Here is a 22,785-nt window from a genome sequence, read left to right on the forward strand (position 1 = left end):
TCTCAGGTGTGTTCGGGCGGGTTGATCCGCGACGTGTCGATCGCGGAGGCGGAGGTGCCCCACTTCTTGAGGATCCGGGCGTACGTGCCGTCCTTGATCAGCTCGTTGACGGCGGCCTGGAACGCCTTGGTGAGCGGGGAGCCCTTCTTGAAGGCGAAGCCGACGTCGAGGCGGTGGAACTCGCCGAGGAACGTGGTCTGGGAGGCGGGCTGGGCCGCCTGGTAACGCAGGCCGTTGATGGTCGACATGATCACGTCGATCCGGCCCTGCTGGAGCGCTGTGAGGGTCGCCGCGTTCTCCGCGTAGACCTTCACGTCGTACGGCTTCTTGCCGGCCTTCACGCACACGCCCTTCTGCGCGGTGAGGGTCGCCTCGAAGGTGGTGCCGGCGCCGGTGCCGATGGTCAGCCCGCACAGCTGGGTGAGGTCGGTGACCTTGGTCTTCAGTGTGGTGTCGCCCTTCTTCACCGCGAAGCCCTGGCCGTCGTTGACGTAGGTGACGAAGTCGATGGTCTTCAGGCGTTCGGCGGTGACGCCGAAGTTGCCGGTGCCGAAGTCGTACTTACCGCTGCCCAGGGCGGGCAGGATCGTCTCGAAGGAGGCGTCCTGCCGCTCCAGCTTCACGCCGAGCACCTTGGCGACCGCGTCGGCGAGGTCGATGTCCTGGCCCGCGGGCGCCTTGTCCGTGCCGTTGGGGTAGTACGCCCCGGGCGGGAACCCGATCGAGCTGCCGACGCGCAGGCTGCCCGCCTCGCGCACGTTCGCCGGGAGCAGGGCGGCGGCGGAGTCGACCTTGCGTACGGCGGCGACCGGGTCGTCGGTCGGCGTGGTGGACGCCTGGGCGCCCGCCGGTGTGACACCGGAGGTGTCGCCGGAGCCACAGGCGGTCAGCGCCAGTACGGGCAGCAGCGCGAGGGTCGCGGCGATGCGCGGGCGGGTTCTGAGGGGGCGAGGGTTCACAGGTCGGCTGCCTTTCCCGTACGTGCTGTGCGTGCTTCGACCGGCAGGTGCTTCTCGAAGGGCAGCGGCCCGATGGTCTCCGGGTCGGCCTCGGTGTCGAACAGGGGTGTGTAGCCGGTGGCCAGGTACAGGCCGCGGGCCTCGGGCTGGCGTGGCCCGGTGGTGAGGTAGATCCGCCGGTAGCCGCGTGTGCCCGCCTCACGTTCCAGCTCGGCGATGACCCGTCGGGCGAGGCCACGCCGCCGGTGGGCGGAGTGGGTCCAGATCCGCTTCAGTTCGGCGGTGGTCGCGTCGTACCGACGGAAGGCGCCGCCCGCGACGGGCTCGCCGTGCTCCAGCAACAACAGCAGCAGGCCGCCGTGCGGTTCGGTGAACTCCTCGTCCGGATAGCGGGAGATCTCGGCGTGGGCGTCCTTGCCGTAGCGCGTGGAGTACTCGTGGCCGAGTTCCCGCAGCAGGGGTCTCACCCGCGGGTCGGAGACGGGGACATGAAGGACCGTCACATTCGCCGTCGACGGCACCCGTTGGGTCACGGAGGTCATTCGCCCACCGCCGCGAGGGTGTGCGTCCCGCGCGCCGCCCGCTCGGCGTCGCGCTTGGCGACCTCCTCGCGGACGATCGGAATGACGTACCGGCCGAAGTCGATGGCGTCGCCGAGCAGGTCGTAGCCGCGGGCGGAGAGGATGTCGACGCCGAGGTCGTAGTAGTCGAGGAGCGCCTGGGCGACCGTCTCCGGGGTGCCGACCAGGGCGTTGGAGTTGCCCGCGCCGCCGGTCGCCGCAGCGGTCGGCGTCCACAGCGCCCGGTCGTAGCGCTCCCCCGCCTCGGCGATGGCGAGCAGGCGCTGGGAGCCGGTGTTCTGCGGCTGTGCGTGGGCGCTGTGACGCTTGGTGATCGCCTCGCCCTTCTCCTTGCGGGCCTTGATCGCGCCGACCGTGCGGTGGGCCTTCTCCCAGGCCAGCGCCTCGGTCGGGGCGATGATCGGGCGGAAGGCGACCTGGATGCGCGGCACGTCGGTGCGGCCCGCGGCCTTCGCGGCGGCCTTCACGTTCTGGATCTGCTCGGCGGTCTTCGCGAGGGGTTCGCCCCACAGGCAGTAGATGTCGGCCTCCGCGCCGCCCGCGGCGTACGCGGCGTGCGACGAGCCCCCGAACGAGACGTCGGGGCGGGGCTGTTGGACGGGGAAGACGTCGCTGACGAAGTCGTGGAAGCGGTAGTGCTGGCCCTCGTGGTCGAAGGGCTCGTGGATGGTCCAGATCTTCTTGACGATGCGGATGTACTCGCGGGTGCGGCTGTAGCGCTCGTCCTTGGTGAGGGTGTCGCCCTCGCGGCCCTGCTCCTGGTCGTTGCCGCCGGTGATGAAGTGGACGGTCAGGCGGCCCTCGCTGATCTGGTCGAGGGTGGCGAAGGTCTTGGCGGCGAAGGTGGGGTACGAGACGTTGGGCCGGTGGGCGAGCAGGATCTGGAGCCGGTCCAGGCGGCTCGCGATGTACGCGGCGGCCGGTGCGGGGTCCGGCGACCCGGATCCGTAGGCGAACAGCACACGGTCCCAGCCGTGCTCCTCGTGCGCTCGGGCCAGGCGGAGCGTGTACTCCTTGTCGAACGCGGCGCCGGAGCGCGGTGTGGTTTCGGAGCCGTCGTTGGTGGCGGCGATGCCGAGGAACTCCACGGGCATGGGCGTGGCCTTTCAGGGGTGCGGCGGCACACGGGCAGCCGGAACGGCCCGGTGTGCGGGCATGGGTGAACAGACCGTCAGACGGACGGGTCGGTGCAGGCGTGACGACGTCGAGCGTCGGGAGGAGCAGAGCTGCGGCAGCGCGCGTGAGGTGAGGACTCGGCCCGCGACGGGATCACCGAGGGAGGGAAGGGCCGGTCAGTCGGCCCGCTGCCAGGTCAGGCGCAACACGCGGCCGACCACACCCGACCGAAGTCGATGTGATCGCGCGTAACCAAACGCTCCTGGGCAGTCATGCGACCAATTGAGCAGGACATCGCGCCTGCCGTCAAGCCGTGCTCGGATGCCGGACCGGCTGGGCAGGCCCTTCCCGACGCGCTGTTGACACATCGACGCCAGGGGCACATACGATCGACGACGGATCGGCTCCGCGATGCGCGGCGGCCTCCCCCGGCCGCGTTGAGGGACGCGGCGAACGTGACGACGCCGAGCCCCGGCCGCACCGTACGCACGCAACGCCTCTGCCGTTGCTTCCCCGCGCGTGCCACCGGGTGGTCATCCCACGCCCGCCATCCCCCCTTTCCCCGGAGAGCCTTTCCATGGTCACGCCTTCCCCCATCACGCCGACCCTTGCCACGGAACTACCGAAACGGGCCAGCGCTCCTGGCCCCGAGGGGCCGCGGATCGTGCCGCGACGGCACGTCGGCCGGTGGCTGACCGCCGCCGTCGGGCTGCTTCTGTTCGCGATGGCGCTCAACTCCGTCGTCCGCAACGACGCCTTCCAGTGGGGGGTGGTGGGCCGGTACTTCACGACCGCCGCCGTGCTCGACGGGCTGCTGCTGTCCCTGTGGCTGACGGCCGTGGTGATGGTGCTCGGATTCCTGCTCGGCACCCTGCTGGCGGTGATGCGGCTGTCGGCCAACCCGGTTCTGCGGACGCTGAGCTGGGGCTACGTCTGGGTCTTCCGCTCCACGCCGCTGCTGGTGCAGCTGCTGTTCTGGTTCAACATCGGCGCGCTGTACCCGACGCTCGGTCTCGGCGTCCCGTTCGGTCCGCGGTTCCTGACCGTCGAGACGGTCAACCTGCTCGGCCCCACCCTGACCGCGGTCATCGGCCTCACCCTGCACGAGTCCGCGTACGCCGCCGAGGTGGTGCGCGGTGGCATCCTCTCGGTGGACCCCGGGCAGACGGAGGCCGCGCAGGCACTCGGGCTGCGCAGACGCCGGACCCTGCGCCGGATCGTCGTCCCGCAGGCGATGCGCTCGATCGTGCCCACGGCCGGGAACATGCTGATCGGCACCCTCAAGGGCACCAGCATCGTCAGCGTGCTGGCCGTGCACGACCTGCTGTACTCGGTGCAGCTCATCTACAACCAGACGTACCAGGTCATCCCGCTGCTGATGGTCGCCACCCTGTGGTACATCGCGATCACGACGGTGCTCAGCGCGGGCCAGTTCTACGTCGAGCGGTACTACGCGCGCGGGGACTCCCGCGCCCTGCCGCCGACCCCGCTGCAACGGCTGCGCGGCCACCTGACCGCCGTAGGCCACCGGCTGAGCGCGGCCACGGCCGCCGACGCCCGCCCGGCCATCGGCGGTGACCGGTGAGCAGCAGCCCTTCGCCGGCCACCCTCGTCGTCGTCGGCGCGGGGCCGCGCGCCACGGGGCTGCTTGAGCGCGTCGCCGCCAACATGCCCGAACTGTGGGACGGCGTACGGGAACTGCGCGTCCATCTGGTGGACCCGCATCCGCCCGGCCCGGGACGCATCTGGCGCCACGAGCAGTCGGCGCTGCTGCGGATGAACTCCATGGCCGAGGACGTCACCATGTTCACCGACGAGTCGTCCACCATCGACGGCCCCGTACAGCCGGGCCCCTCGCTCGCCGAGTGGGCCGCCCAGTTCTCCGGCCGGAGCCCGCGCCACGCCCCGTACGCCGAGCCCACCGACCCTGACGTGCTCGCCGAACTGCGCACGCTCGACGGGGCCGACTTCCCCACCCGTCGTGCCCAGAGCGCCTACCTGGACTGGGTGTTCCGCAGGGCACTGGCCCAACTGCCGCCCACCGTCACGGTCGAGTGGCACCCCACCACCGCGACCTCGGTCACCGGCCCCCCGGACGGCCCGCAGCAGGTGCACCTCGCCGACCGCGCCACCCCGCTCACCGCCGACCTGGTCGTCCTCGCACAGGGACACCTCGGTTCCACTCCCGCCGCCGCGTACCGGGACCACGCCGCCTTCGCCCACCGGCACGGCCGCTTCCACCTCCCGCCGGAGTTCTCCGCCGACGCCGACCTGTCCGCCCTGCGACCCGGCGAACACGTCATCCTGCGCGGCTTCGGACTGGCCTTCATCGACCTGATGGCGCTGCTCACCGAGGGCCGCGGCGGCAGCTACCGCACCGAGGCCGACGGCACCCTCACCTACCTCCCGTCCGGCCGCGAGCCCGTTCTGCACGTCGGATCGCGGCGCGGGGTGCCGTACCACTCGAAGACGCGCTACCGCCTCCAGGGTCCCCGGCCTCCGCTGCCGCGCCACTTCGGTCCCGAGGCGGTCGACGCGCTGGTCGCCGAGGGCCGCCCGCTGGACCTGCGGCGCGATGTGTGGCCGCTGATGGCCAAGGAGATCGGCTTCGGCCACTACCACGAGCTGTTCCACGCCCACCCCGAGCGCACGGCCCTCCCCTGGCCGGACTTCGTCGCCGTCTACGACCGACTGGGCTGGTACGACGCCGAGATGGCGGCCCTTGTCGCCGGGGCCGTACCCGACCCCGTGGACCGCCTGGACTTCGAGGTCCTGGACCGCCCGCTGGACGGCCTCGCCTTCCCCACGCCGGACGCCTTCCAGGAACACCTGCGCGACCACATCGCCCGGGACGTCGCCCGCCGCGAGGACCCGGCGTTCAGTGCCGACCTCGGGGCGTTCCTCGCCCTGCTCTCGGTCTACGGGCAACTGCCCCGCCTGGTCGCGGCGGGACGGCTGACCGCGCGTTCCGTCGCCGAGCAACTCGACGGCTGGTGGCACGGCTTCTTCAGCTTCCTGGCCTCCGGCCCGCCCGGCTTCCGCCTGCGCCAGCTGCTGGCTCTGTCCCGGGCCGGGATCGTCCGCTTCCTGGGCGCCGGGGTGCGGATCGGCACCGACGAGAGCACCGGCACCTTCACCGCCACCGGTCCCACCGTCCCGGGGCACACCCTCCACGCCACCGCCCTTGTCGAGGCGTACCTGCCGGGCCCCTCCCTGGCGCACACCGAGGACCCACTCCTGCGGAACCTGTACCGGGAGGGCGCACTCGCCGAAGAGGTGATCGCCGACCCCACCCGTACCCACCGCTCCGGCCTGCTCGCCGTCTCCCCCACGGACGGCCGTGTCATCGACCCGTCCCTCGGCGGCCCTCATCCCCGCCGCATCGCCCTCGGCGCCCCCACCAACAGCCGGGCCGTCGCCGCCTTCGCCCGCCCCCGCACCAACGCGCCGGCGTTCCGCCAGAACGACGCGGTCGCCCGCGCGCTGCTGCGTGCCCTGAGCGCCACCGAGCCGGTGACGGCTACCCCTCCGGTGGACGGCCGACCTCTCAGAGTGTGAGATCTTCCCTACTTTCCCTATGGAATTACTAGGGAATCCTTGACGGTGTCCACCGGAGGTGCGCAGGATGACGAACATGTCCCGTAAGCAGCAACGACTCGTTCGTCGTCGGCATGTCGACTTCGGTCACGTCGTCAGCGCCGCCTGCTGCCGCGCGTGAGGCACGCGCCTCGCACCATCGCCCGTGCCACTCCGCCGCCCCCTTCCCGGGCCGTCAGGCGAACTCGCCCACCGCGCCTGACGGCCGACCCGCTTCTGAGGGACAACCGCCATGACCACGGCACTTCCGGCCCAGGCCACCCCACACGACGCGCTCCTCGCCGACACGCCCCGTCTTCGTCCGGTGGGCGACACCGCGCGCAGAGACACCCAGCCCCACACCTCCGAGCCGCCCTCGGACGATGTCGTCCGCGTCGATCCGGTGCGTCATGTCGCCGAGGTCGACGGACGTGCACCCGACCTGACCCACCCGGAGGTGGACGTCCACATCGCCCGCCTGCGCCGCGAGCCGGGCGAGACCCACCGGCACCGCGCCGTCACCGTTCGGCGCGTGGGCTACGCGTACGTGCCCGACCAGCAGCAGAGCTCCATCGCCGCGCCCTGCGGCCGACCTTGAGAGGACCACTTCCATGGGCCTTGCCTCCGCGCCGTCCCACCCCGCCGTGCCGTCCGACCGAACCGGGCTCGGTCATGCGCACTGGCTGCGCGTGGCCCGCGAGACGGCGGACGATCTGGCCACGGACGCGGCGGGCCGGGAGCAGGCGGGCAAGGCCCCGGTCGACGAGGTGTCCCGACTGCGCGAGGCGGGACTGCTGACGCTCCTGACGCCGACCGAGCCCGAGGAGGACGGCCCGGACTGGCCCACGGCCTACGCCGTTGTCCGGGAGATCGCCGCGGCCGACGGCGCGATCGGTCAACTGCTCGGCTGTCACTACTTCTTGTCGGGGAGCGCCCGGTTCTTCGCCGGGCCCGCTCTCGCGACGCGGACGGAGGAGCGGTCCGCGGCCGGGCAGTGGTGCTGGGGCGGCGGTTTCGCGCGTCAGGAGCCACCTCTGATGCTGACCCGAACGTCGAGGGGGCTGGTGCTCGACGGTCGGCAGAGCTACACCACCGGGGTCCTGGTCGCCGATCGGATCGCCGTGCGCGCCGTGCGGGAGGACACGGGTGAACCGCTCGCCGTCGTGGTGGATCCCGCCCGTCGCGGGGTGCTGGTCGACGGTGATACCGACACCTTCGGCCAGCGACTCGCGGCCGGTGGCAGCGTGGAGTTCGACGACGTACCGGTGGCTGCCGACGACGTACTCGGCTCCCTGTCCGCGGACGAGGACCTGCTGTCGCCCCGGGCCGCCCTGGCATCTCCGGTCGGGCGACTGTTCTCCGTCCAACTCCTTCTCGGCATGGCCGAGGGGGTGCTCTCCGAGGCCCGTGAGTACAGCAGGGCGGGCCACGCGCCCTGGCACCCTGCCTGGCCGACCGGCACCCGGCACGACCCGCAGGTGCAGACCGCCTACGGAGAACTCACCGTCCTCACCCGCTCGGCGTCGGCACTCACCGATCAGGCACTGGAAGCCGTGCGGGGCGGCCTGAAGCGCGGCGAGGACCTCACCTACGACGAGTGCGCGGACATCTCCGCCCTCGTGGCCATGGCCGAAACCGCCGCGGCCAGGGCAGCGCAGGAGTCCAGCACCCGCGCCCTGGACATCATCGGCGCCCGCTCCACCTCCGCACGGCTGGGCTTCGACCGGTTCTGGCGCGGTGCCAGGACCCACACCCTGCACGAGCCGGTCACCCACCGGCTCCGCGATGTCGGGGAGTACTTCCTCAACGGCGCTCACCCGCCGTTCGTCCTGCCCGCCTGATCGGGAGCGGGGACGTTCGGAGACTGCCGTGACATGGTCAACGGGGCTGGCCGGGCTGGCGGTCGGTCTGCTCATAGCAGGGGTGACCGCGCCGGTGGGGGTTTCGGGTGCCGTGTTCCTGCTGCCCGTGCAGTTGAGCGTCCTCGGGGTGCCCAATCCGGCGGTCACGCCCACCAATCTGCTGTTCAACGTGGTGGCCGGGCCGGGCGCCCTGCTGCGCCACCACCGCGAGGGCGCGCTGTACGGCCCACTGACGCGCCGCTTGGTGACGGGCACACTGCCGGGAGTGGTCATCGGCGCGGTGATACGAGTCTTCGCCGTCCCCGGGGCCACCGTCTTCCGCCTCCTGGTCGCCGCTCTGCTGATGCCTCTGGGCCTGTGGCTCATCAGGCGCACCCTCCGGCCCGCCCGGCCGCCACGACCGCGGAACCCTCGCCCCGCGCCCTCACCGCACTGGCCCTGGTCGTCGGAGTCGTCGGCGGCGTCTACGGGATCGGCGGTGGATCCGTCCTCGGCCCCGTACTGGTCGGCCGGGGCATGTCCGTCGCCCGCGTGGCACCGGCCGCCCTCGCCTCCACGTTCGCCACCTCCGTGACCGGGGCCGCGGCCTTCGCGCTGCTGTCCCTGACGGGCTCCGGTGACATCGCCCCCGACTGGTACCTCGGTCTGGCCTGCGGCCTCGGCGGGCTGATCGGCGGCTACCTCGGGGCGCGCCTGCAGCCTCGGCTGCCCGAAACAGCGCTGCGTCTCCTGCTCGGCGCCCTGGCCACCGTCCTCGGTGCCCTCCACGCCGTGCAGTCACTGCGCTGAGGGCGGCGGCATCGGAACGGCGGTCACCACCCCCGGCCGTCCGGACACTTCCGTCGTCCAGCGGTACGCCGCCGCTGATGTGGCACACCGCGCCCGGCACCGTCGAGTTCAACCCGGAGGCCACCGGCGTTCCTGACGGCGCTCGCCATCGGTACGCCGCTCGGCCTTCTGGTCGCACGGCTCGATGGTGTACGCCGTGATCCTGCCCGGCGCCGTCCCGTCCCTCGCCAACGCCTCGTCGCGGGCGTCGACCCGATCTCCTGGTGAACCGTTCGACGGCTTTCGCCGTCGTACACGATCAGCACCACCGTACGGACGTCCATGGGAAGGTCACGGAGAACAGTGCCGAACAGAAGCCGCCTCAGGGTTGTCAGGGTAAGCGTCGGAGTGGCGTTACTGGCGGTGGTGACAGGTGTCGCGGGGTGCTCGGACGATGCGGGCTCCTCCGCCGAGGGCTCCGCCCCGGGCGCCTCGGTCACTGCCGAGGCGCCCGGGACGCCGTCCGGTGAGGAGACTGACGGCCAGTCCACAACCGGCGGTCAGTCCACGCCCGAGGAGGCCGTCGCCACCTTGGTCACCGCGATCATCGAGGACGACAAGGGGCGGGCGTGCAGGGTGACGGGGACGGCGGCCACCGGTTCGGAGCCCGCGAAGCCCCACACCGCGGCGATGTGTGACAGCGACTCCCCGGACGTCCAGCAGATGAACAAGGTGGTCGACAGCCTGCGTACGTCGTTCACGCCCGAGGGGGCCAACGGCCAGGCCGACACGGAAGTCGCCGAGGTCGCGGCGGCCGACGGCAAGGCGGTCGTCCCCGGGGAGGGGATCACCGTCAACGGCCAGACGCTCAACGAGATCATGCTCTCCCACTCCACCGGACTGACGGCGGATCAGCTCGACACCGCGTTCGAGGTGACCGAGGTACAGGGCGCCTGGTACGTGACCGACATGAAGCTCGGCGTCGGCTGACGGCACGGCGTGCGGGACCGTGGAGGCGATCACGCCCGGGACGACCGTGGCGTCAGCTCGGTTTCCGGGTGTTTCCCCCGTGGCCGAGCGGCGTGGCCAGGGCCTCAGAAACGCTGCGCCAGGGTCGTGGTGATCGCCGCGAAGGCGACCGCGTGGCCGCGGGCGTTGGCGTGGACGCGGTCGGCGGCGTAGATGTCCGGGTCGGCGGCGAGCGGGTGGTGGTGGGTGTCGACGTGGATGCCGCCGAGCCGGTGTGCGAGGTCGGCGGTGATGCGGTCGAGGTCGTCGAAGCGGCGGGCCATGCCCTCGGCGTGTTCCGGCGGGACGAGGCCCGAGCGGGCGAGGTCGAAGAGGCCGATGGTGATGACGAGGGCGCCGCTCTCGGCGAGGGGCGTCAGGAGCGAGGCAAGGTCGGCCCGCAGTGCCTCGGCGTCGAAGCCGCGGAAGGCGTCGTTGCCGCCCGCGCTCACCATCACCACGTCCGGTTCGAACTCCAGGGCGGGGATGAGCTGTTGGTCCCGTATCTCGTGGAGGAGCAGGTGGGGCTCGGCCAGGTTGACCGCGGCGAAGCCGGGGCGGGTGGCGGCGAGGGCGTCGGTGAAGCGGTCGGCGAAGGAGCGGTGGAGGTAGCCCGGGAGGGGGTCCATCACCCCGGCCGTGACGCTGTCGCCCAGCACGGCCAGCCGGTGCCACGGCAGGTCGCGGAGCAGTTCGGCGGCGGCGTCCGCGGCCACGCAGTACGGGTCGGACGACTCGGCGGCGATACCGACGGGGGTCTGCGGACGGGACGTCATCGCTGGTCTCCTTCGAGGACACGGGCGGCGGCCGGGGCCCGGTCGGCCGAGGTAGCGGGGCGCGGCAGGTCGCGGAGCAGTTCGGCGGCGGCGTCCGCGGCCACGCAGTACGGGTCGGACGACTCGGCGGCGATACCGACGGGGGTCTGCGGACGGGACGTCATCGCTGGTCTCCTTCGAGGACACGGGCGGCGGCCGGGGCCCGGTCGGCCGAGGTAGCGGGGCGCGGCGGAGCCGGGGCCGGGACGCGCAGGGCGAGGCCGCCGAGCGCGGCGGCCAGGTTGACCGCGGCGGCGAACCAGTACACGGCGGCGTACGGTTGCGCCCCGCCGCCCGCGACCTCCGCGATGATCACGGCGGTGGCGGCGATGCCGAGTCCGCCGCCGACCTGGCGGGCCGCCATGACCATGCCGGTCGCGGCGGCGAAGTGCTGGGGCGCGACGGAGAAGGCGGCGGCGCTGGAGATGCCGACGGTGGCCAGGCCGACGCCGACTCCCATCACGAGCCCGGCCGGGAACCAGAGCGTCCAGAAGTGCGGCTCGGTGTCGATCAGCAGGGCCAGGGTGGTCGACGAGGCGGCGATGGCGGTCGAGCCCGCCGCCACCATCGTGCGTGGGGTGAGGGTGACGGGGAGCCGTGCGACGCCGACGCCGACCACGGCGGTGGTGAGGGCCGCCGGGGTCATCGCGAACCCGGCCTCCAGGGCGGAGTAGCCCCAGGCGCCGGTCAGGAAGAGCACGCCGAGCAGCATCGTGGTGAACAGCGCGGTGCCGTAGGCGAAGGAGACGCCGCTCGCGACGGCGAAGGGCCGACTGCGCAGCAGGTCGAGTCGGAGCGCCGGACGCGGGTGCCGCAGCGCCCGCAGCACGGTCGCCGCGCCCGCGAGCACGGTGACGCTGGCGGCGACCGTCACGTACGCCGACGTCCAGCCGTGGTCGGGGCCCTGCGTCAGGCCGTACACCGCGGAGCCGACCGTGAGGGCGAGCAGCAGGCCGCCCACGAGGTCGGGCGCCTCACCGGTGCGGGGCTCGCCGGTCAGCAGCTTCCGCCCGGCGATCAGCACCCAGATGCCCACCGGCAGGTTGAGGCAGAACAGCGCGCGCCAGTCGAGCGCCTCGACCAGGACGCCGCCGATGGCCGGTCCCGCGGCGGCGGCCAGGGCGCCCGCGGCGCTCCACGCGCCGATCGCGGCGCGTCTGCGTTCGGCGGGGATCTCCCCGAGCACCAACCCCAGCGAGGCGGGCACCAGCAGGGCCGCCGCCAGCCCCTGCGCGGCGCGGGCGCCGAGCAGCACGGGCAGGTTCGGGGCCACGGCGATCAGCAGCGACGACGCCGTGAAGGCGGCGACGCCGATGAGGAACAGACGGGCCCGGCCGACCGCGTCGGCCAGCGGCCCGGCCGGGGCGAGCAGGGCGGCGAACGGGATCACATAGGCGGTGGCGACCCACGAGACGGTGGTCAGCGAGACGTCGAAGTCACTGGCGATCGGCGGCACCGCCAGGTTGGTCACGGTGGCGTCGAGGAAGCTCAGGAAGGTACCCGCACAGGCCAGCAACAGGGCGACGGAGGCGCGCCGGGTGGAGTCGGAAGGCGTCATGGCGAGGATTTAAGAATACGATCGTTCGTACGTCAATAGCGTACGGTCGTTTGCTAAGCTGGCCCGTATGGCAGGTCGTGCATCAGCTCAGTCAGCGCTCGAAACCCGGCGCTCGGTCCTGCGCGCCGCCGCCGAACTCGCGTCGGTGGAGGGCCTGGACAGCGTCACCATCGGCCAGCTCGCGGACCGGCTGGGGATGAGCAAGGCGGGGGTGATCGGCCAGTTCCGCAGCAAGGAGAGGCTGCAACTGGAGACCGTGGACCTGGTCATGGACGACGTCCGCGCCCGGGTCTGGCAGCCGGTGAGCCACCTCGACGCGGGCCTGCCCCGGCTGTTGGCCCTCTGCGCGTCCTGGGTCCGCTACGCCGCCAACCCCGGCTATCCCGGTGGCTGCCTGTTCACCCAGGTGACCTACGACTACGACGGCCGCTCCGGCGCCGTCCACGACCGGATCGCCGAGGGCCGCGCCCGCTGGCGGGAGGTCCTGCGCCGCGACATCACCACCGCCGTCGCCGCCGGGGACCTCCCGCCCGGCACGGACGTGGCCCAGGTCATCTACGGACTGGAGTCCCTGGCCGCTGGCATCACCCCGGCGCGACTCCTGCACGGCGACGACCAGACGGAGACCTGGGCCCTGCGGGGGATGCACGCCATCCTGGGCATCCCCGCACCGCCCGACGGAGATGCGCGGGTCACCAGCCCCGTGGAGCGCCCCTGACCTCTCCCCCTTGGCCGTGTCGGCACCGCGCGGGACGCGCTGAAGCCCCTGCGCGACCTCACGTACCATGAGGGGTCACGTCAAGTGCCGTACGGCGAGGGGTTGTTGTGCCAAGTATGTCCGCCGGAGCGGAACTGAGGGTGGCTGTCGAGGGCCCGGGTGCCGAGGCGCAGGTGATCGCGCTGCGCGACTGGCTGGTCTCCGAGGACGCCCTGCGCGGCCGGGTGCGGCCCCTACGACAGCGTCCCCCCGCGGGCCACATGGGCTCCACCGTGGAGCTGCTGACGGTGGCCGTTGGCTCGGGCGGCGTCCTCGCGGTGCTCATCCAGTCGGTGAGCACCTGGCTCACCTCCCGCGGCACCGACATCAGGATCACGGTCAGCACCGAGGACGGGCAGCGGATCGAGGTGGACGTGAAGCGCGCCGCCGATCCCCAGGCGCTCCTGCGCGAGGTGGCAGAACGGTTTCCGGCGCCCCCGGGTGAGCAGCCCTGATGAGTGGCCCGCGCTTCCCGGAGCGCGCGGCCAGCCGGGCGGTGCTCATCGGGGCAGGTACGTTCCACGATCCCGAGTTGCCCGACATCCCCGCCGTACGGGCGAACCTGGACGCGTTGCGGCGGACCCTCACCCATCCGGTACACGGAGTGTTCGCGCCCGAGCACTGCGCGGTGGTGGAGGACCCCGAGGACCAGAGCACCGTCGGCGCGGCGCTGTCCCGGGCGGTGCGTGAGTCAGAGGACCTGCTGCTGGTCTACTACTGCGGGCACGGCCTGCTCGACGACGCCGGGCTGCTGCACTTCGCCCTCACCGGAACCGACACCGAGAACGTGGGCTTCTCCGCCATCCACCTCGACCTGGTGAAGCGGATGGTCGGTGGGGCACGCGCCAGGTCCCGGGTCCTCGTACTGGATTGCTGCTTCTCCGGGCAGGCGGTCTCCGCCATGGCCGGACCAGGCGGTCTGGCCCTGGGGCAGTTGGACCTGACCGGCACCTACACCCTGACCTCCACCACGGCCACCGCCCCCTCCCACGCCCCGCCCGGTGCCGCCCACACGGCGTTCACCGGGTCGATGCTGCGGGCACTGGCCGTCCCCGGTCCACTCACCCTGGACGAGGTGCACCGCCACATCGACCAAGAGCTGGCCGGGCTCGGCCTCCCTCGTCCGCAGCGCCGCTCCGTCGGCGCGGTCGGCAAGCTGTCCCTGGTCCGAGGGCCGCTCAGAGAGGCGGAGGCGCCGTCCGCGACGGGCACGCGGGCGCCGACGGACGCGGATACCCGCTCGGCGACGAGTCCAGCCCCGTCCCGCCGCACGAGGTCACGGGCCGTGCTGGCCGCGACAGCGCTGTCCGTCGTGGCGCTGCTCTTCCCCCTGCTGGGGAATCTGCTGACGAGCGACGCGGACGGGGGTTCCGGTGGTGATTCCCCCGGGAGCGGTTCCCGTCTCTTCGACGGCGACACGGTGCAGGTCGGCATGAGGGTCGACAGGGTCGAGACCGGTTACTACCAGCCCCCCGAGGGCGGGTTCTCGGCCTACAGCGTGGATGTGATCCTGGCTCTGCTGAAAGAGGCGAGGATCAAGGCGGAACCGATCTACGTCAATGTCCCGTGGGACCGCCAGATCCACGAGTTGACGGAAGGTGCGGTGGACCTGGACGCCGCGCTGGTCATCACGGCGAGCCGGATGCGCGAGGTCGACTTCGTGGGGCCCTTCGCGTCCAGCAGGCAAGGTGTCCTGGTCCGCGCCGAGGCCACGGCGAGCATCCACAAGCCCGGCGACCTCGACGGCAAACGCGTCTGCGTCCAGGTGGGTTCGACATCGGAAGCCGCCCTCAAGGGGAGCCGGTACGACAGGACCACAGTCCAAGTAGAGCCGAATTTCAGTTCCTGCGTCGGCCTCCTGCTGGACGGGCAGGTCGACGCGCTCGCCGCGGACAGTCTGGCGCTCTCCGCGTTGGCGGATCAGTACCCCAGGCTCAAGGTCGTCCCGGCCATCAGTTTCGGTGACCTCGAGTCCTACGGCATCGCCCTGCCCAAGGGCTACTCCAAGGACTGCGAACGCCTCCGTGACGCCATGGTGACGTACGTGAGCGGCGATGCCTGGCTGCGCGACTTCCGGAAACGCCTGCCCACCTCGTACCTGAGCGGCGGGGACCAGGCCCGGCCCACGGCCGCTGACATCAGGCGCTGGTCCTGCCGCACCTCACCGGCGGATGGCTGACGCTTGACGCGGCGGGTGTTCGCTGAGGGCTGAAGGGCAAGGGGTTTGGCCTGGACGGCGGGGCGTTGCCGCGTGGGGGCGGCGGTGGCGGGGCGTTGGCTGGGAATGGGTGGCGCGCGGGGGGCGTTCGTCGGCGTAACGGTCGGTTGGTAGGGAGACGAAGAGGAGCGAGGTTCGGCGTGACTCGATTACGGACATGGAGGGGTGGCGGTGTTCTCGCCGGGTCGGAGCAGCCGCCCTCACCGTCACGGATGTGGACGTCACCGACGGTTTCGACGCGGGGGGAACGGTGAACATCAAGCACCTCAGCGCGTTCCTGACGGTCGCTGAGTCCCGTAGCTTCACCCAGGCCGCCCGGGTGCTGGGGCTGGCCCAGCCGACGGTCACCGCCCGGATCAAGTCGCTGGAGCAGACGCTCGACACGTCCCTGCTGCACCGCACCGCCACCGGCGCCCGGCTCACGCCCGCCGGTCGCAGGCTGTACGGCTACGCGCGCCGGATCGTCCAACTCAGCGAACTGGCCCAGGAGTCCGTCTCCGCGCCCGTGGACACCTCGCCGTCCCTGGTGGTGGGCGCCTCCGAGTGCATCACGACCTACCGTCTGCTGCCGCTGATCGAGTACCTGCACCTGCGGCACCAGGACCTCGACCTGTCCCTGCGGACCCTGGACGACGACCCGGTGACGCTGGTGCGGGACGAGGAGGTCGACCTCGCGTTCTTCATCGGACCGCGCTCCATCGCACCGGACGTCAACCACCTGGTGCTGCGGCCGGAGAGCCTGAGTCTGGTGGCCCACCCCGACCACCCCCTGGCCGGGGCGCCCGTCGGTTCCACCGCCGAGCTGGCCGGGCACACGATCGTCTGCGCCCACCGGGAGAGCGGCTACCAGCGCGCCTTCGAGGCGGAGTTGGCGGAGGCGGGCGTGCCGACCGCCGGGGTGCTGGGCCTCGGCTCGGTCGACGCCGTCAAGCGCAGTGTGGGCGAGGGCATCGGGGTCGCGCTGCTGCCCACCGTGACGGTGGCGCAGGAGCTGCGGACCGGGCGGTTGCGGTGCGTGGGCTGGAAGCCGTCCTTCGAGGTGTTCTCCCAGTGCGTCTGGCGGCCCGGACTGGAGGGCGACCCGGTGTTCCCGCTCGTCCTCAACACCGCCCAGCAGGTGATGGCCGAGCAGGACGTCTCCGGGGAACTGGCGTTGGCGTGCTGACGGTGACGGCCCGGTGGGTGGTGTCCCACCGGGCCGTCCCGTACGGCGGTCAGGCCGCCGCCGGGGCCGACAGCAGGGCGGTCAGCGCGGCGCGGTCCACCTTGCCGTTGGCGTTGAGCGGCAGCTCGGCCAGCGCGGCGAGGCTCGCCGGGACCATGTACCCGGGCAGCCGCTCCCGCAGCGCGTCCAGCAGGACCTCCGGGTCACCGGCCGTACCGGTGTAGGCGGCGGCGAGCTGGGCCTCGCCGTCCTGGGCGCGCAGGGCGACCACGGCCGCCTCCGCCACCCCGGGCTGGTCGAGCAGCGCGGCCTCGATCTCACCCAGCTCGACGCGGTAGCCCCGCACCTTCAGTTGGCGGTCGAGCCGCCCGAGGTGCACCAGCGCCCCGTCGAGCCAGGTCACCCGGTCGCCCGTGCGGTACCAGTGGGTCGCCGTCAGCGGCTCCGTGCCGTCGTACGGGCGGGCCTGTCCGTCGCCGTCGCCGTCGAACGTCAGGAACCTGTCGACGTTGTCGGCCGGGTCGAGGTAGCCGGGGAACCGCTGGGTGCCGCGCACGCACAGTTCGCCCTCGTCGGCGGGGCGGCCGTCCTCGTCGAGGACCAGGTACTCCTGCCCGGGGTAGAGGACGCCGATGGGTACGGTGCCGTTGCTGGTGCGGGGCCAGGTCTCCGGGTCCGCCGGGAGCCTGAACTCCGTGCAGGTGATGGTCGTCTCGGTGGGGCCGTAGGTGTTCTCCAGGGTGGAGTGGGGGGCCGCCGCCTGCCAGGCCCGCGCGTGGGTCAGGGTGAGTGCCTCGCCGCAGAACAGGCTCCAGCGCAGCGTCGGCATCGCACCGGGCCTGAGGGCGCGCAGCCGCAGCGCGATGGACGCCACCGAGGGCACGGAGTTCCAGTGGGTGATGCGCTGCTGGTTGATGAACCGCACCGGCGAAAGCAGGTCCTTCTTGCCGGGGACGACGAGCGTGGCGCCGGAGCCCCACGCGGCGAACATGTCGTACACCGACGGGTCGAAGGTCAGGTCGAAGGCCTGGGAGACCCGGGCTCCCGGGCCGAGTTCGTAGCGCGGGATGACGTGGCTGAGGTAGGCGGAGACGTTGCCGTGCGTCGTGGGGACGCCCTTGGGCCGTCCGGTCGAGCCGGAGGTGAACAGGACGTAGGCGAGGTCGTCGGGTCCGGCCGTGGGCTCGGGCAGTGCGGGCACCTCGCCCGTGCGGAGTCCGGCCAGCCGCGCGGGGGTGAGGAGCACCACCGGGACCGGCAGCTCGGTGTGGCCGCCCCGCGCGCTCTCCTCGGCGATCACGAGGTCCAGTTTCGCGTCGCGGGCGATCGTGGCGTTGCGGGACGGCGGGAACGCCGGGTTCAGCGGCACGACGGTGGCGCCGAGCCGCTGTACGGCGAGGTAGCCCGCGTAGGCCGCCGTGCTGCGGGCCGCGAGCAGCCCGACCCGGGCGGGGGCGCCGCCGTGCTCGGCGACGAGGAGTGCGGCCAGCCGGGCCGCGGTGGCGTCGAGCTCGGCGTACGTCAGCCGGTCCCCGGCGACTTCCAGCGCGGTGTGCCGGTCGCCGTGCGCGGCGACGGACGCGGCGAACCAGCCGTACAGGGTGCTGGGTGTGTTCATCGGTGTCCGATCCTCCGCCGGGACGCGTACGTGGCTCGCTCCCGGCTCCGGTGAAGGGGAAAAAGGGGAGCTTCTGCGAAGTGATGGTTTTCTTCGCGGGTGCGGGAAGTCAAGGGTGCTTTCTTCGGGCCGGGTCCGGTCATAGAGAAGTCGAATTGCTCGTTTGCCGGGGCGGTCCGGCCGGGTGATCCTTCCGGTGACCACCAGTCCGTGAGTGAGCGGCTCGGTTATTCCCGTGTTCCCGGTGAGGACCCCATGACTTCGTTGCCCGAGGAAATTCCCAGTTCGCCCGCGCAGGAGGCCCTGTGGTGGATTCAGCACCGGGCCGAGCGCAAGGACCTCTACAACCTGACCTGGCGACTGCGGGTGCCCCGGCTCGACGCCGGGGTGCTCGACGCGGCCTGGCGGCTGGTGGTGGAACGGCACGAGGCGCTGCGCACCGCCTTCGCGCGCCGTGGCGAGGGTGTCGTGCAGGTGATCCACCCGGTGGGTGACCAGGACGCGGTGGCGCCGGTGCAGGTGGTGGGGTGGCGTACGGCGCCCGCGGGATGGACGCCCGGGTCGCTGCTCGACGCGGTGGCCGGGCGGCTGCACGCCGCGCCCTTCGACCTGGAGTCCGCGCCGCTGGCCCGGGTCGCCCTGGTCAGCGTGGGTGAGGTGCACGACCTGCTGATCACCGTGCACCACTCGGTGCTGGACGGCTGGGCCATGCACCTGGTGGTGGACGACCTGCGCACCGCGTACGAGGCGGTGCGCGCGGGCGGGCCGTCGGCGGTGACCGCCGCCCGGGTCTTCCCGGAACCGGCCGTGCCGTACCGGACGTTCGGGCGCGGTGGCGAGGGGTCCGCGGGGGCCCGTGCCGAGCGGGCGTACTGGACGGGGCGGCTGCGGGGGGTGCGCGCCGCCGCCCTCGTGCCCGACGGCGACGGTTCCGGTGGTTCCAGGGCGGCGGTGCGGCACCGGCTCTCCGGGCCGGCCCGGGACGCCGTCGCCGCCATCGCCGCGCGGGTGGGGTCCACGGCCTTCGCGGTGCAGCTCGCCGCCGTCCGTACGGTGTTGGCGCGCGGCGGGGCGAGCGGACGGACGGCGCTGGGGGTCGTCGTCGCCAACCGGCTCGGGCAGGAGGACCAGCGGCGGGTCGGCTACTGCGCCAACACCGTCCTCCTGGCGGACGAGGTCACCGACGCCGACCGCTTCGACGACGTCGTGGGCCGGGTCCGCGACAGCCTCTGGGAGAGCCTGCCGTACCAGCACGTCAACTTCTCCGAGGTCTTCGCCGAACTGTCCGCCGAGGACCGCGCGGCGCTCGGCTCGACGCCTCCGGTGCTGGTCACCCACCACGGCGGGATCGGCTCCGGACTCACCCTCGGCGGCGGCCCGGCCCGCCTGCTGCCCAGCCCGTCGACCAGTGCGCGCTGCCAGCTCCTCGTCGGCGTCTTCGAGGGGGACGGGGAGACGGTCCTGGAGGTCGAGTACGACACGGACCAACTGCGGGAGGACGCCGTACGGGCCTTCCTGGACGACGTCGAGGCGGTGCTGACGGCTCCGGACGGTCTCGTCGGTGACCTGCGGGTGTCGTCCCGGGCCGTCGCCGGGGTGCCCGCATCGCGTCGGGGCGGCCCGGTCGTCGCGTCGGGTTCGGGGCTGCCGGTTGACGGGCTGCTGGCCGACTGGGAGCGCGTCCTCGGTACGGCCGTGCGGGCGGACGACGACTTCTTCGCCGTCGGCGGTCACTCGTTGCAGGTGCTGGAACTCGTCGCGGCGGTGGAGGCCGCCGCGGGGCGGGAGCTGGACGTACCGGAGTGGCTGGAGGAGCCCACGCCGCGGCGGATGGCGGAGCTGCTGGCCTCCGCCGCGGGTGCCGAGGAGTTCGAGGGCCCCGCGCGTGGGATCACGCGGGTCACCCTGCGGGACGGGGTGCCCGGTGGCCCGCACCTGCACATGGTGCACGGCGCGGGGGTGGGCAGTGTGCCGTACCGGGAACTGGCCGCCGCGCTGCCCGCCGACTGGCGGGTCACCGTCGGTGAGGACGGCGGGACCGGTCCGACGACGGTCGAGGAGCTGGTCGCGCGCCACCTGGAGCCGCTGCTCGACGGCGGGCCGCTGCCCGACCTGCTCGGCGGCTGGTCCATGGGCGGGCTCCTCGCGCACGCGATGGCGGCGGAGCTGCGGCGGCGTGGGCTGGGCGGCCCGCCGCTGCTGCTGCTCGACCCGCCCGTGCCCGGTGACTTCACGCAGGCCGGGTCGCCCGTCGACGTGTTCGCGGACGGTGTGCTGCGCGCCGGCGGGGCCGAGGTGCCGGACCTGCTGCGCCTCGGCGACCGGGCGGACCGGGGCGTCACCACGCTCGCCGCGCTGCTGCGCGCCGCCGGGGGCGAGGCGCCGCCGGACGCGCTGCGCGCCCGGTACCTGCTGCACGAGCGGCACACGGCGGCGCTGCGCGGGTACCGGGACGCGCCGCTCCTGGCCGACGTGCCCGCCCTCCTCGTGGCCGCCGATCTGACCGACGCCGACGTGGCGCGCTGGCGGGCGCTGTTCGCCGGGCCGCTACGGACGGCGCGGGTGCCCGTCGACCACTACGCGCTGCTGCGCGGCGACGCCGTACGCCGGGTGGCGGACCTCGCGGCGGAGCTGCTGCCCACGGCGGCGCCGCGCTGACCGCGGGCGGCCGACGGGGGTCAGGGACGCCGGTCGGCCGCCTGCTTGGCGGCGTGGCGGCGGGCCTTGGCCCGGTTGCCGCAGACCCGCATCGAGCACCAGCGGCGGCTGCGGTTCTTGGAGGCGTCCCAGAACACCCAGGCGCAGGCGTGCTCGGCGCAGCGCTTGAGCCGGGCGGCCTCGCCGGTGACGGCCAGCTCGCTCCAGGCGATCGCCAGGGCCGCCAGCGCCTTGCGGACCGGGGGGAGGTCCGGGGCGGGGGTGAGGACGCCGTCGTGGGCGGCGCCGACGCTGATCAGTACCGGGAGTTCGCGCAGCGCCTGCTCGGCACCGGCGAGGAGTGCGGCGTCGGCGGCGTCGCCCACGTGCACGCCCAGCTCCTCCCGGATGCCGGTGCGCAGGCGCAGGCACAGGGCGTGGTCCTCCGGGCCGACGCGGTGGCCGTCGGGGAGCAGTCCGTTGCCGGTCAGCCAGGCGGTGACGCCGTCCGCGGTGTCGAGGGCGTCGGTGCCCAGTTCGACGTCGACGGTGTTGGCGAAGGACTCGACGAGCAGCGCCGCCGCCGGGGCTTCGGGCATGGCACCTCCTCGGGACGGGGTTGCCAGCCTACACCCGGCTAACCGGCTAACGGTTTGACCGGGTAGCAGGAGAGCGCCGTTCCGTGTCAGACTCACTCCATGGAACTAACCAGTGAAAGCGTTAAGGGGTTAGGGGAGGGCGGCATGATGTCGACGGCCGACACTCAGGCGCACGAGGGCGGAAGCGGCCCCGGCACGGCGGTGCGGGTCGCGGTGGAACCCCCGGTCCGACCACCGGAGCCAGCCACGCGGTACGCCTCGCGGAACATCGCCGTCCTGCTCGGCTTCACCGCCGTCACCAACCTCGCGGACGGTGTCACCAAGATCGCCCTGCCGCTGCTGGCGACCCAGGCGTCCGGCTCCCCGGCGCAGGTCGCGGCGGTGTCGCTGTCACTGACGCTGCCCTGGCTGCTGGTGGCGCTGCACGTCGGGGTCCTGGTCGACCGGGTCGACCGGCGCCGCCTGCTCTGGGGGGCGAACGCCCTGCGGCTGGCCGCCCTCGGCGCGCTGCTCCTGACCTCGCTGGCCGACGGCGTCACCATCGCCGTGCTCTGTGCCGTGGGCGCGGTGCTCGGCATCGCCGAGGTCATCGCGCTGACCTCGGCCTCGGCGCTGATACCCGCCCTGACCCCGCCGAAGGACCGGGAGCGCGCCAACACCTGGATCGCCGGGGCCGAGACGGTCTGCAACGAGTTCTGCGGCCCCTTCGTCGGCGGCCTCCTCGTCGCCGCCGGGACGGGCGTCGCCCTGGGCGCGACGTGGGTGTCGTACCTGGCGGCCTCGTTCGTGCTCGTCCTGCTGGTCGGCCGGTTCCGTCCGGCGCGGCAGGGGGACGGGGCCGCTGGGGGGACGGCGGTGGGCGACAGCGTCCACCAGCAGATCGTCGGGGGGCTGCGCTACCTGTGGCGGCACGTGCTGCTGCGCACCATGGCGCTGATCCTGACCGTCCTGTGCGCCTGCTGGGGCGCCTGGCTGGCGCTGATGCCGCTGTTCGCCACCTCCGTGATGGACCTGGGCCCCGGCGAGTACGGCGCGCTGCTGAGCGCCCTCGGCGTCGGCGGTCTGGTCGGCGCGCTCGCCGTGACCTGGGTGAACCGGTTCTTCGGGCGCCGCTGGGTGATGTTCGCCGACCTTGTCGGCACCTTCGCCATGATGGCCGTGCCGGTGCTGACCACCCACCTCTGGGCGGTCGCCGCCGCGGCCTTCGCGGGCGGCATGGGCGGCACCCTGTGGACGGTGAACGCCCGCACGATCGGGCAGCGGCTGGTCCCCGACGACATGCTCGGCCGCTACAACGCCGTCAGCCGCCTGTTCAGCTGGGGCGCCATGCCCCTGGGCGCCGGGGCGATGGGACTGCTCGCGGAGTGGTTCGGGCTGCGGCCCGCCTTCCTGCTGTTCGCGGTCTCCGTCGCCGTCACCGTCCCGCCGTTCCTGCGCGTCGTCACCCGCGCCACGCTGGCGGAGGTGTTCGACGAGCGGCGGGTCGTGACGCCGTAGCAGCCACCACCCCGCCACGCGGGGCACGGCGGAGGAGGCCGGGTAACCGGC

Annotated in this window: 19 protein-coding genes and 1 pseudogene; 12 read left to right on the forward strand and 8 right to left on the reverse strand. The window is 72.9% G+C overall.

Translation table 11 applies throughout. The annotated features are described in order from the left end of the window. Window positions 1-2: 2 nt before the first annotated feature. Genes ACFQZ6_RS00390 through ACFQZ6_RS00400 form a run of 3 tightly spaced genes read right to left on the reverse strand, consistent with a single transcriptional unit; the run spans window position 3 to window position 2,634 of the window. Window positions 3-959, reverse strand: coding sequence for an ABC transporter substrate-binding protein (locus ACFQZ6_RS00390; protein WP_381604301.1), 957 nt, complete (start codon window positions 957-959; stop codon window positions 3-5). Beyond that, window positions 956-1,501, reverse strand: coding sequence for a GNAT family N-acetyltransferase (locus ACFQZ6_RS00395; protein ID WP_381604302.1), 546 nt, complete (start codon window positions 1,499-1,501; stop codon window positions 956-958). Before ACFQZ6_RS00395 ends, ACFQZ6_RS00390 begins: the two co-directional genes overlap by 4 nt. Continuing rightward, window positions 1,498-2,634, reverse strand: coding sequence for an LLM class flavin-dependent oxidoreductase (locus tag ACFQZ6_RS00400; RefSeq protein WP_381604303.1), 1,137 nt, complete (start codon window positions 2,632-2,634; stop codon window positions 1,498-1,500). Before ACFQZ6_RS00400 ends, ACFQZ6_RS00395 begins: the two co-directional genes overlap by 4 nt. A 599-nt stretch (window positions 2,635-3,233) precedes the next feature. Between ACFQZ6_RS00400 and ACFQZ6_RS00405 the strand changes: the two genes are divergently transcribed. The 6 genes and pseudogenes from ACFQZ6_RS00405 (at window position 3,234) to ACFQZ6_RS00430 (ending at window position 9,852) form a co-directional block, all read left to right on the forward strand. Further along, on the forward strand, window positions 3,234-4,241 hold the full coding sequence (locus tag ACFQZ6_RS00405) for an amino acid ABC transporter permease (protein ID WP_381604304.1): 1,008 nt from the start codon (window positions 3,234-3,236) through the stop codon (window positions 4,239-4,241). Beyond that, a complete protein-coding gene (locus ACFQZ6_RS00410; protein ID WP_381604305.1) occupies window positions 4,238-6,214 on the forward strand; it encodes an FAD/NAD(P)-binding protein in 1,977 nt (658 codons plus the stop codon). Before ACFQZ6_RS00405 ends, ACFQZ6_RS00410 begins: the two co-directional genes overlap by 4 nt. Window positions 6,215-6,485: 271 nt before the next feature. Then, entirely contained in the window at window positions 6,486-6,830 is a 345-nt protein-coding gene (locus ACFQZ6_RS00415) for a hypothetical protein (protein ID WP_381604306.1), read from the forward strand. 13 nt (window positions 6,831-6,843) lie between these two features. Beyond that, a complete protein-coding gene (locus ACFQZ6_RS00420) occupies window positions 6,844-8,073 on the forward strand; it encodes an acyl-CoA dehydrogenase family protein (protein WP_381604307.1) in 1,230 nt (409 codons plus the stop codon). 28 nt (window positions 8,074-8,101) lie between these two features. Then, window positions 8,102-8,883, forward strand: a pseudogene (locus tag ACFQZ6_RS00425) (TSUP family transporter). A gap of 405 nt (window positions 8,884-9,288) precedes the next feature. Then, entirely contained in the window at window positions 9,289-9,852 is a 564-nt protein-coding gene (locus ACFQZ6_RS00430; protein WP_381604308.1) for a hypothetical protein, read from the forward strand. A 104-nt stretch (window positions 9,853-9,956) separates the two neighbouring features. Here ACFQZ6_RS00430 and ACFQZ6_RS00435 read toward each other — a convergent pair whose 3' ends face one another. Genes ACFQZ6_RS00435 through ACFQZ6_RS00445 form a run of 3 tightly spaced genes read right to left on the reverse strand, consistent with a single transcriptional unit; the run spans window position 9,957 to window position 12,243 of the window. Then, window positions 9,957-10,646, reverse strand: a complete 690-nt coding sequence (locus ACFQZ6_RS00435) for an SGNH/GDSL hydrolase family protein (RefSeq protein WP_381604309.1) — start codon at window positions 10,644-10,646, stop codon at window positions 9,957-9,959. Continuing rightward, window positions 10,643-10,810 (reverse strand): hypothetical protein, encoded by a 168-nt coding sequence (locus ACFQZ6_RS00440; RefSeq protein ID WP_381604310.1) that lies wholly within the window; start codon window positions 10,808-10,810, stop codon window positions 10,643-10,645. The genes ACFQZ6_RS00435 and ACFQZ6_RS00440 overlap by 4 nt, the downstream gene beginning before the upstream one ends. Then, window positions 10,807-12,243 carry a DHA2 family efflux MFS transporter permease subunit gene (locus ACFQZ6_RS00445; protein ID WP_381604311.1) on the reverse strand — a complete coding sequence of 479 codons (1,437 nt, stop codon included), beginning with the start codon at window positions 12,241-12,243 and terminating at the stop codon, window positions 10,807-10,809. The genes ACFQZ6_RS00440 and ACFQZ6_RS00445 overlap by 4 nt, the downstream gene beginning before the upstream one ends. Before the next feature lie 67 nt (window positions 12,244-12,310). Here ACFQZ6_RS00445 and ACFQZ6_RS00450 point away from each other — a divergent pair, with 67 nt between their 5' ends. From ACFQZ6_RS00450 to ACFQZ6_RS00465, 4 genes are all read left to right on the forward strand, one after another. After that, window positions 12,311-12,961: a TetR/AcrR family transcriptional regulator gene (locus ACFQZ6_RS00450; RefSeq protein ID WP_381604312.1), complete on the forward strand. Its 651-nt coding sequence runs from the start codon at window positions 12,311-12,313 to the stop codon at window positions 12,959-12,961. A gap of 140 nt (window positions 12,962-13,101) precedes the next feature. Beyond that, window positions 13,102-13,455 (forward strand): effector-associated constant component EACC1, encoded by a 354-nt coding sequence (locus ACFQZ6_RS00455; RefSeq protein WP_381604313.1) that lies wholly within the window; start codon window positions 13,102-13,104, stop codon window positions 13,453-13,455. Next, the gene (locus ACFQZ6_RS00460) at window positions 13,455-15,179 is read left to right on the forward strand and encodes a caspase, EACC1-associated type (RefSeq protein WP_381604314.1); all 1,725 of its coding nucleotides are present in this window, start codon (window positions 13,455-13,457) and stop codon (window positions 15,177-15,179) included. The genes ACFQZ6_RS00455 and ACFQZ6_RS00460 overlap by 1 nt, the downstream gene beginning before the upstream one ends. A gap of 253 nt (window positions 15,180-15,432) precedes the next feature. Beyond that, entirely contained in the window at window positions 15,433-16,383 is a 951-nt protein-coding gene (locus ACFQZ6_RS00465; RefSeq protein ID WP_381604315.1) for a LysR family transcriptional regulator, read from the forward strand. Between the two features lie 49 nt (window positions 16,384-16,432). Here the strand turns inward: ACFQZ6_RS00465 and ACFQZ6_RS00470 are convergent, their stop codons facing one another. Further along, the gene (locus tag ACFQZ6_RS00470) at window positions 16,433-18,001 is read right to left on the reverse strand and encodes an amino acid adenylation domain-containing protein (protein ID WP_381604316.1); all 1,569 of its coding nucleotides are present in this window, start codon (window positions 17,999-18,001) and stop codon (window positions 16,433-16,435) included. A 255-nt stretch (window positions 18,002-18,256) separates the two neighbouring features. Between ACFQZ6_RS00470 and ACFQZ6_RS00475 the strand changes: the two genes are divergently transcribed. Beyond that, on the forward strand, window positions 18,257-20,659 hold the full coding sequence (locus ACFQZ6_RS00475) for a condensation domain-containing protein (RefSeq protein ID WP_381604317.1): 2,403 nt from the start codon (window positions 18,257-18,259) through the stop codon (window positions 20,657-20,659). A 20-nt stretch (window positions 20,660-20,679) separates the two neighbouring features. Here ACFQZ6_RS00475 and ACFQZ6_RS00480 read toward each other — a convergent pair whose 3' ends face one another. Beyond that, a complete protein-coding gene (locus tag ACFQZ6_RS00480) occupies window positions 20,680-21,237 on the reverse strand; it encodes a CGNR zinc finger domain-containing protein (protein ID WP_381604318.1) in 558 nt (185 codons plus the stop codon). Between the two features lie 144 nt (window positions 21,238-21,381). On the opposite strand from ACFQZ6_RS00480, the gene ACFQZ6_RS00485 reads away from it, so the two are divergent. After that, on the forward strand, window positions 21,382-22,734 hold the full coding sequence (locus ACFQZ6_RS00485) for an MFS transporter (RefSeq protein WP_381604319.1): 1,353 nt from the start codon (window positions 21,382-21,384) through the stop codon (window positions 22,732-22,734). Window positions 22,735-22,785: the final 51 nt, after the last annotated feature.

This window comes from Streptomyces flavalbus, from assembly GCF_042674625.1.
GTDB classification, from domain to species: domain Bacteria; phylum Actinomycetota; class Actinomycetes; order Streptomycetales; family Streptomycetaceae; genus Streptomyces; species Streptomyces flavalbus.

Excerpts from the sequence above, each read along its gene's own strand:
- ACFQZ6_RS00440 (WP_381604310.1), bottom strand. The coding sequence starts at position 10,810 with ATGACGTCCCGTCCGCAGACCCCCGTCGGTATCGCCGCCGAGTCGTCC.
- ACFQZ6_RS00480 (WP_381604318.1), bottom strand. The coding sequence starts at position 21,237 with ATGCCCGAAGCCCCGGCGGCGGCGCTGCTCGTCGAGTCCTTCGCCAAC.
- ACFQZ6_RS00445 (WP_381604311.1), bottom strand. The coding sequence starts at position 12,243 with ATGACGCCTTCCGACTCCACCCGGCGCGCCTCCGTCGCCCTGTTGCTG.
- ACFQZ6_RS00420 (WP_381604307.1), top strand. The coding sequence starts at position 6,844 with ATGGGCCTTGCCTCCGCGCCGTCCCACCCCGCCGTGCCGTCCGACCGA.
- ACFQZ6_RS00405 (WP_381604304.1), top strand. The coding sequence starts at position 3,234 with ATGGTCACGCCTTCCCCCATCACGCCGACCCTTGCCACGGAACTACCG.
- ACFQZ6_RS00450 (WP_381604312.1), top strand. The coding sequence starts at position 12,311 with ATGGCAGGTCGTGCATCAGCTCAGTCAGCGCTCGAAACCCGGCGCTCG.
- ACFQZ6_RS00435 (WP_381604309.1), bottom strand. The coding sequence starts at position 10,646 with ATGACGTCCCGTCCGCAGACCCCCGTCGGTATCGCCGCCGAGTCGTCC.
- ACFQZ6_RS00400 (WP_381604303.1), bottom strand. The coding sequence starts at position 2,634 with ATGCCCGTGGAGTTCCTCGGCATCGCCGCCACCAACGACGGCTCCGAA.
- ACFQZ6_RS00415 (WP_381604306.1), top strand. The coding sequence starts at position 6,486 with ATGACCACGGCACTTCCGGCCCAGGCCACCCCACACGACGCGCTCCTC.
- ACFQZ6_RS00475 (WP_381604317.1), top strand. The coding sequence starts at position 18,257 with ATGACTTCGTTGCCCGAGGAAATTCCCAGTTCGCCCGCGCAGGAGGCC.
- ACFQZ6_RS00460 (WP_381604314.1), top strand. The coding sequence starts at position 13,455 with ATGAGTGGCCCGCGCTTCCCGGAGCGCGCGGCCAGCCGGGCGGTGCTC.
- ACFQZ6_RS00395 (WP_381604302.1), bottom strand. The coding sequence starts at position 1,501 with ATGACCTCCGTGACCCAACGGGTGCCGTCGACGGCGAATGTGACGGTC.
- ACFQZ6_RS00485 (WP_381604319.1), top strand. The coding sequence starts at position 21,382 with ATGATGTCGACGGCCGACACTCAGGCGCACGAGGGCGGAAGCGGCCCC.
- ACFQZ6_RS00470 (WP_381604316.1), bottom strand. The coding sequence starts at position 18,001 with ATGAACACACCCAGCACCCTGTACGGCTGGTTCGCCGCGTCCGTCGCC.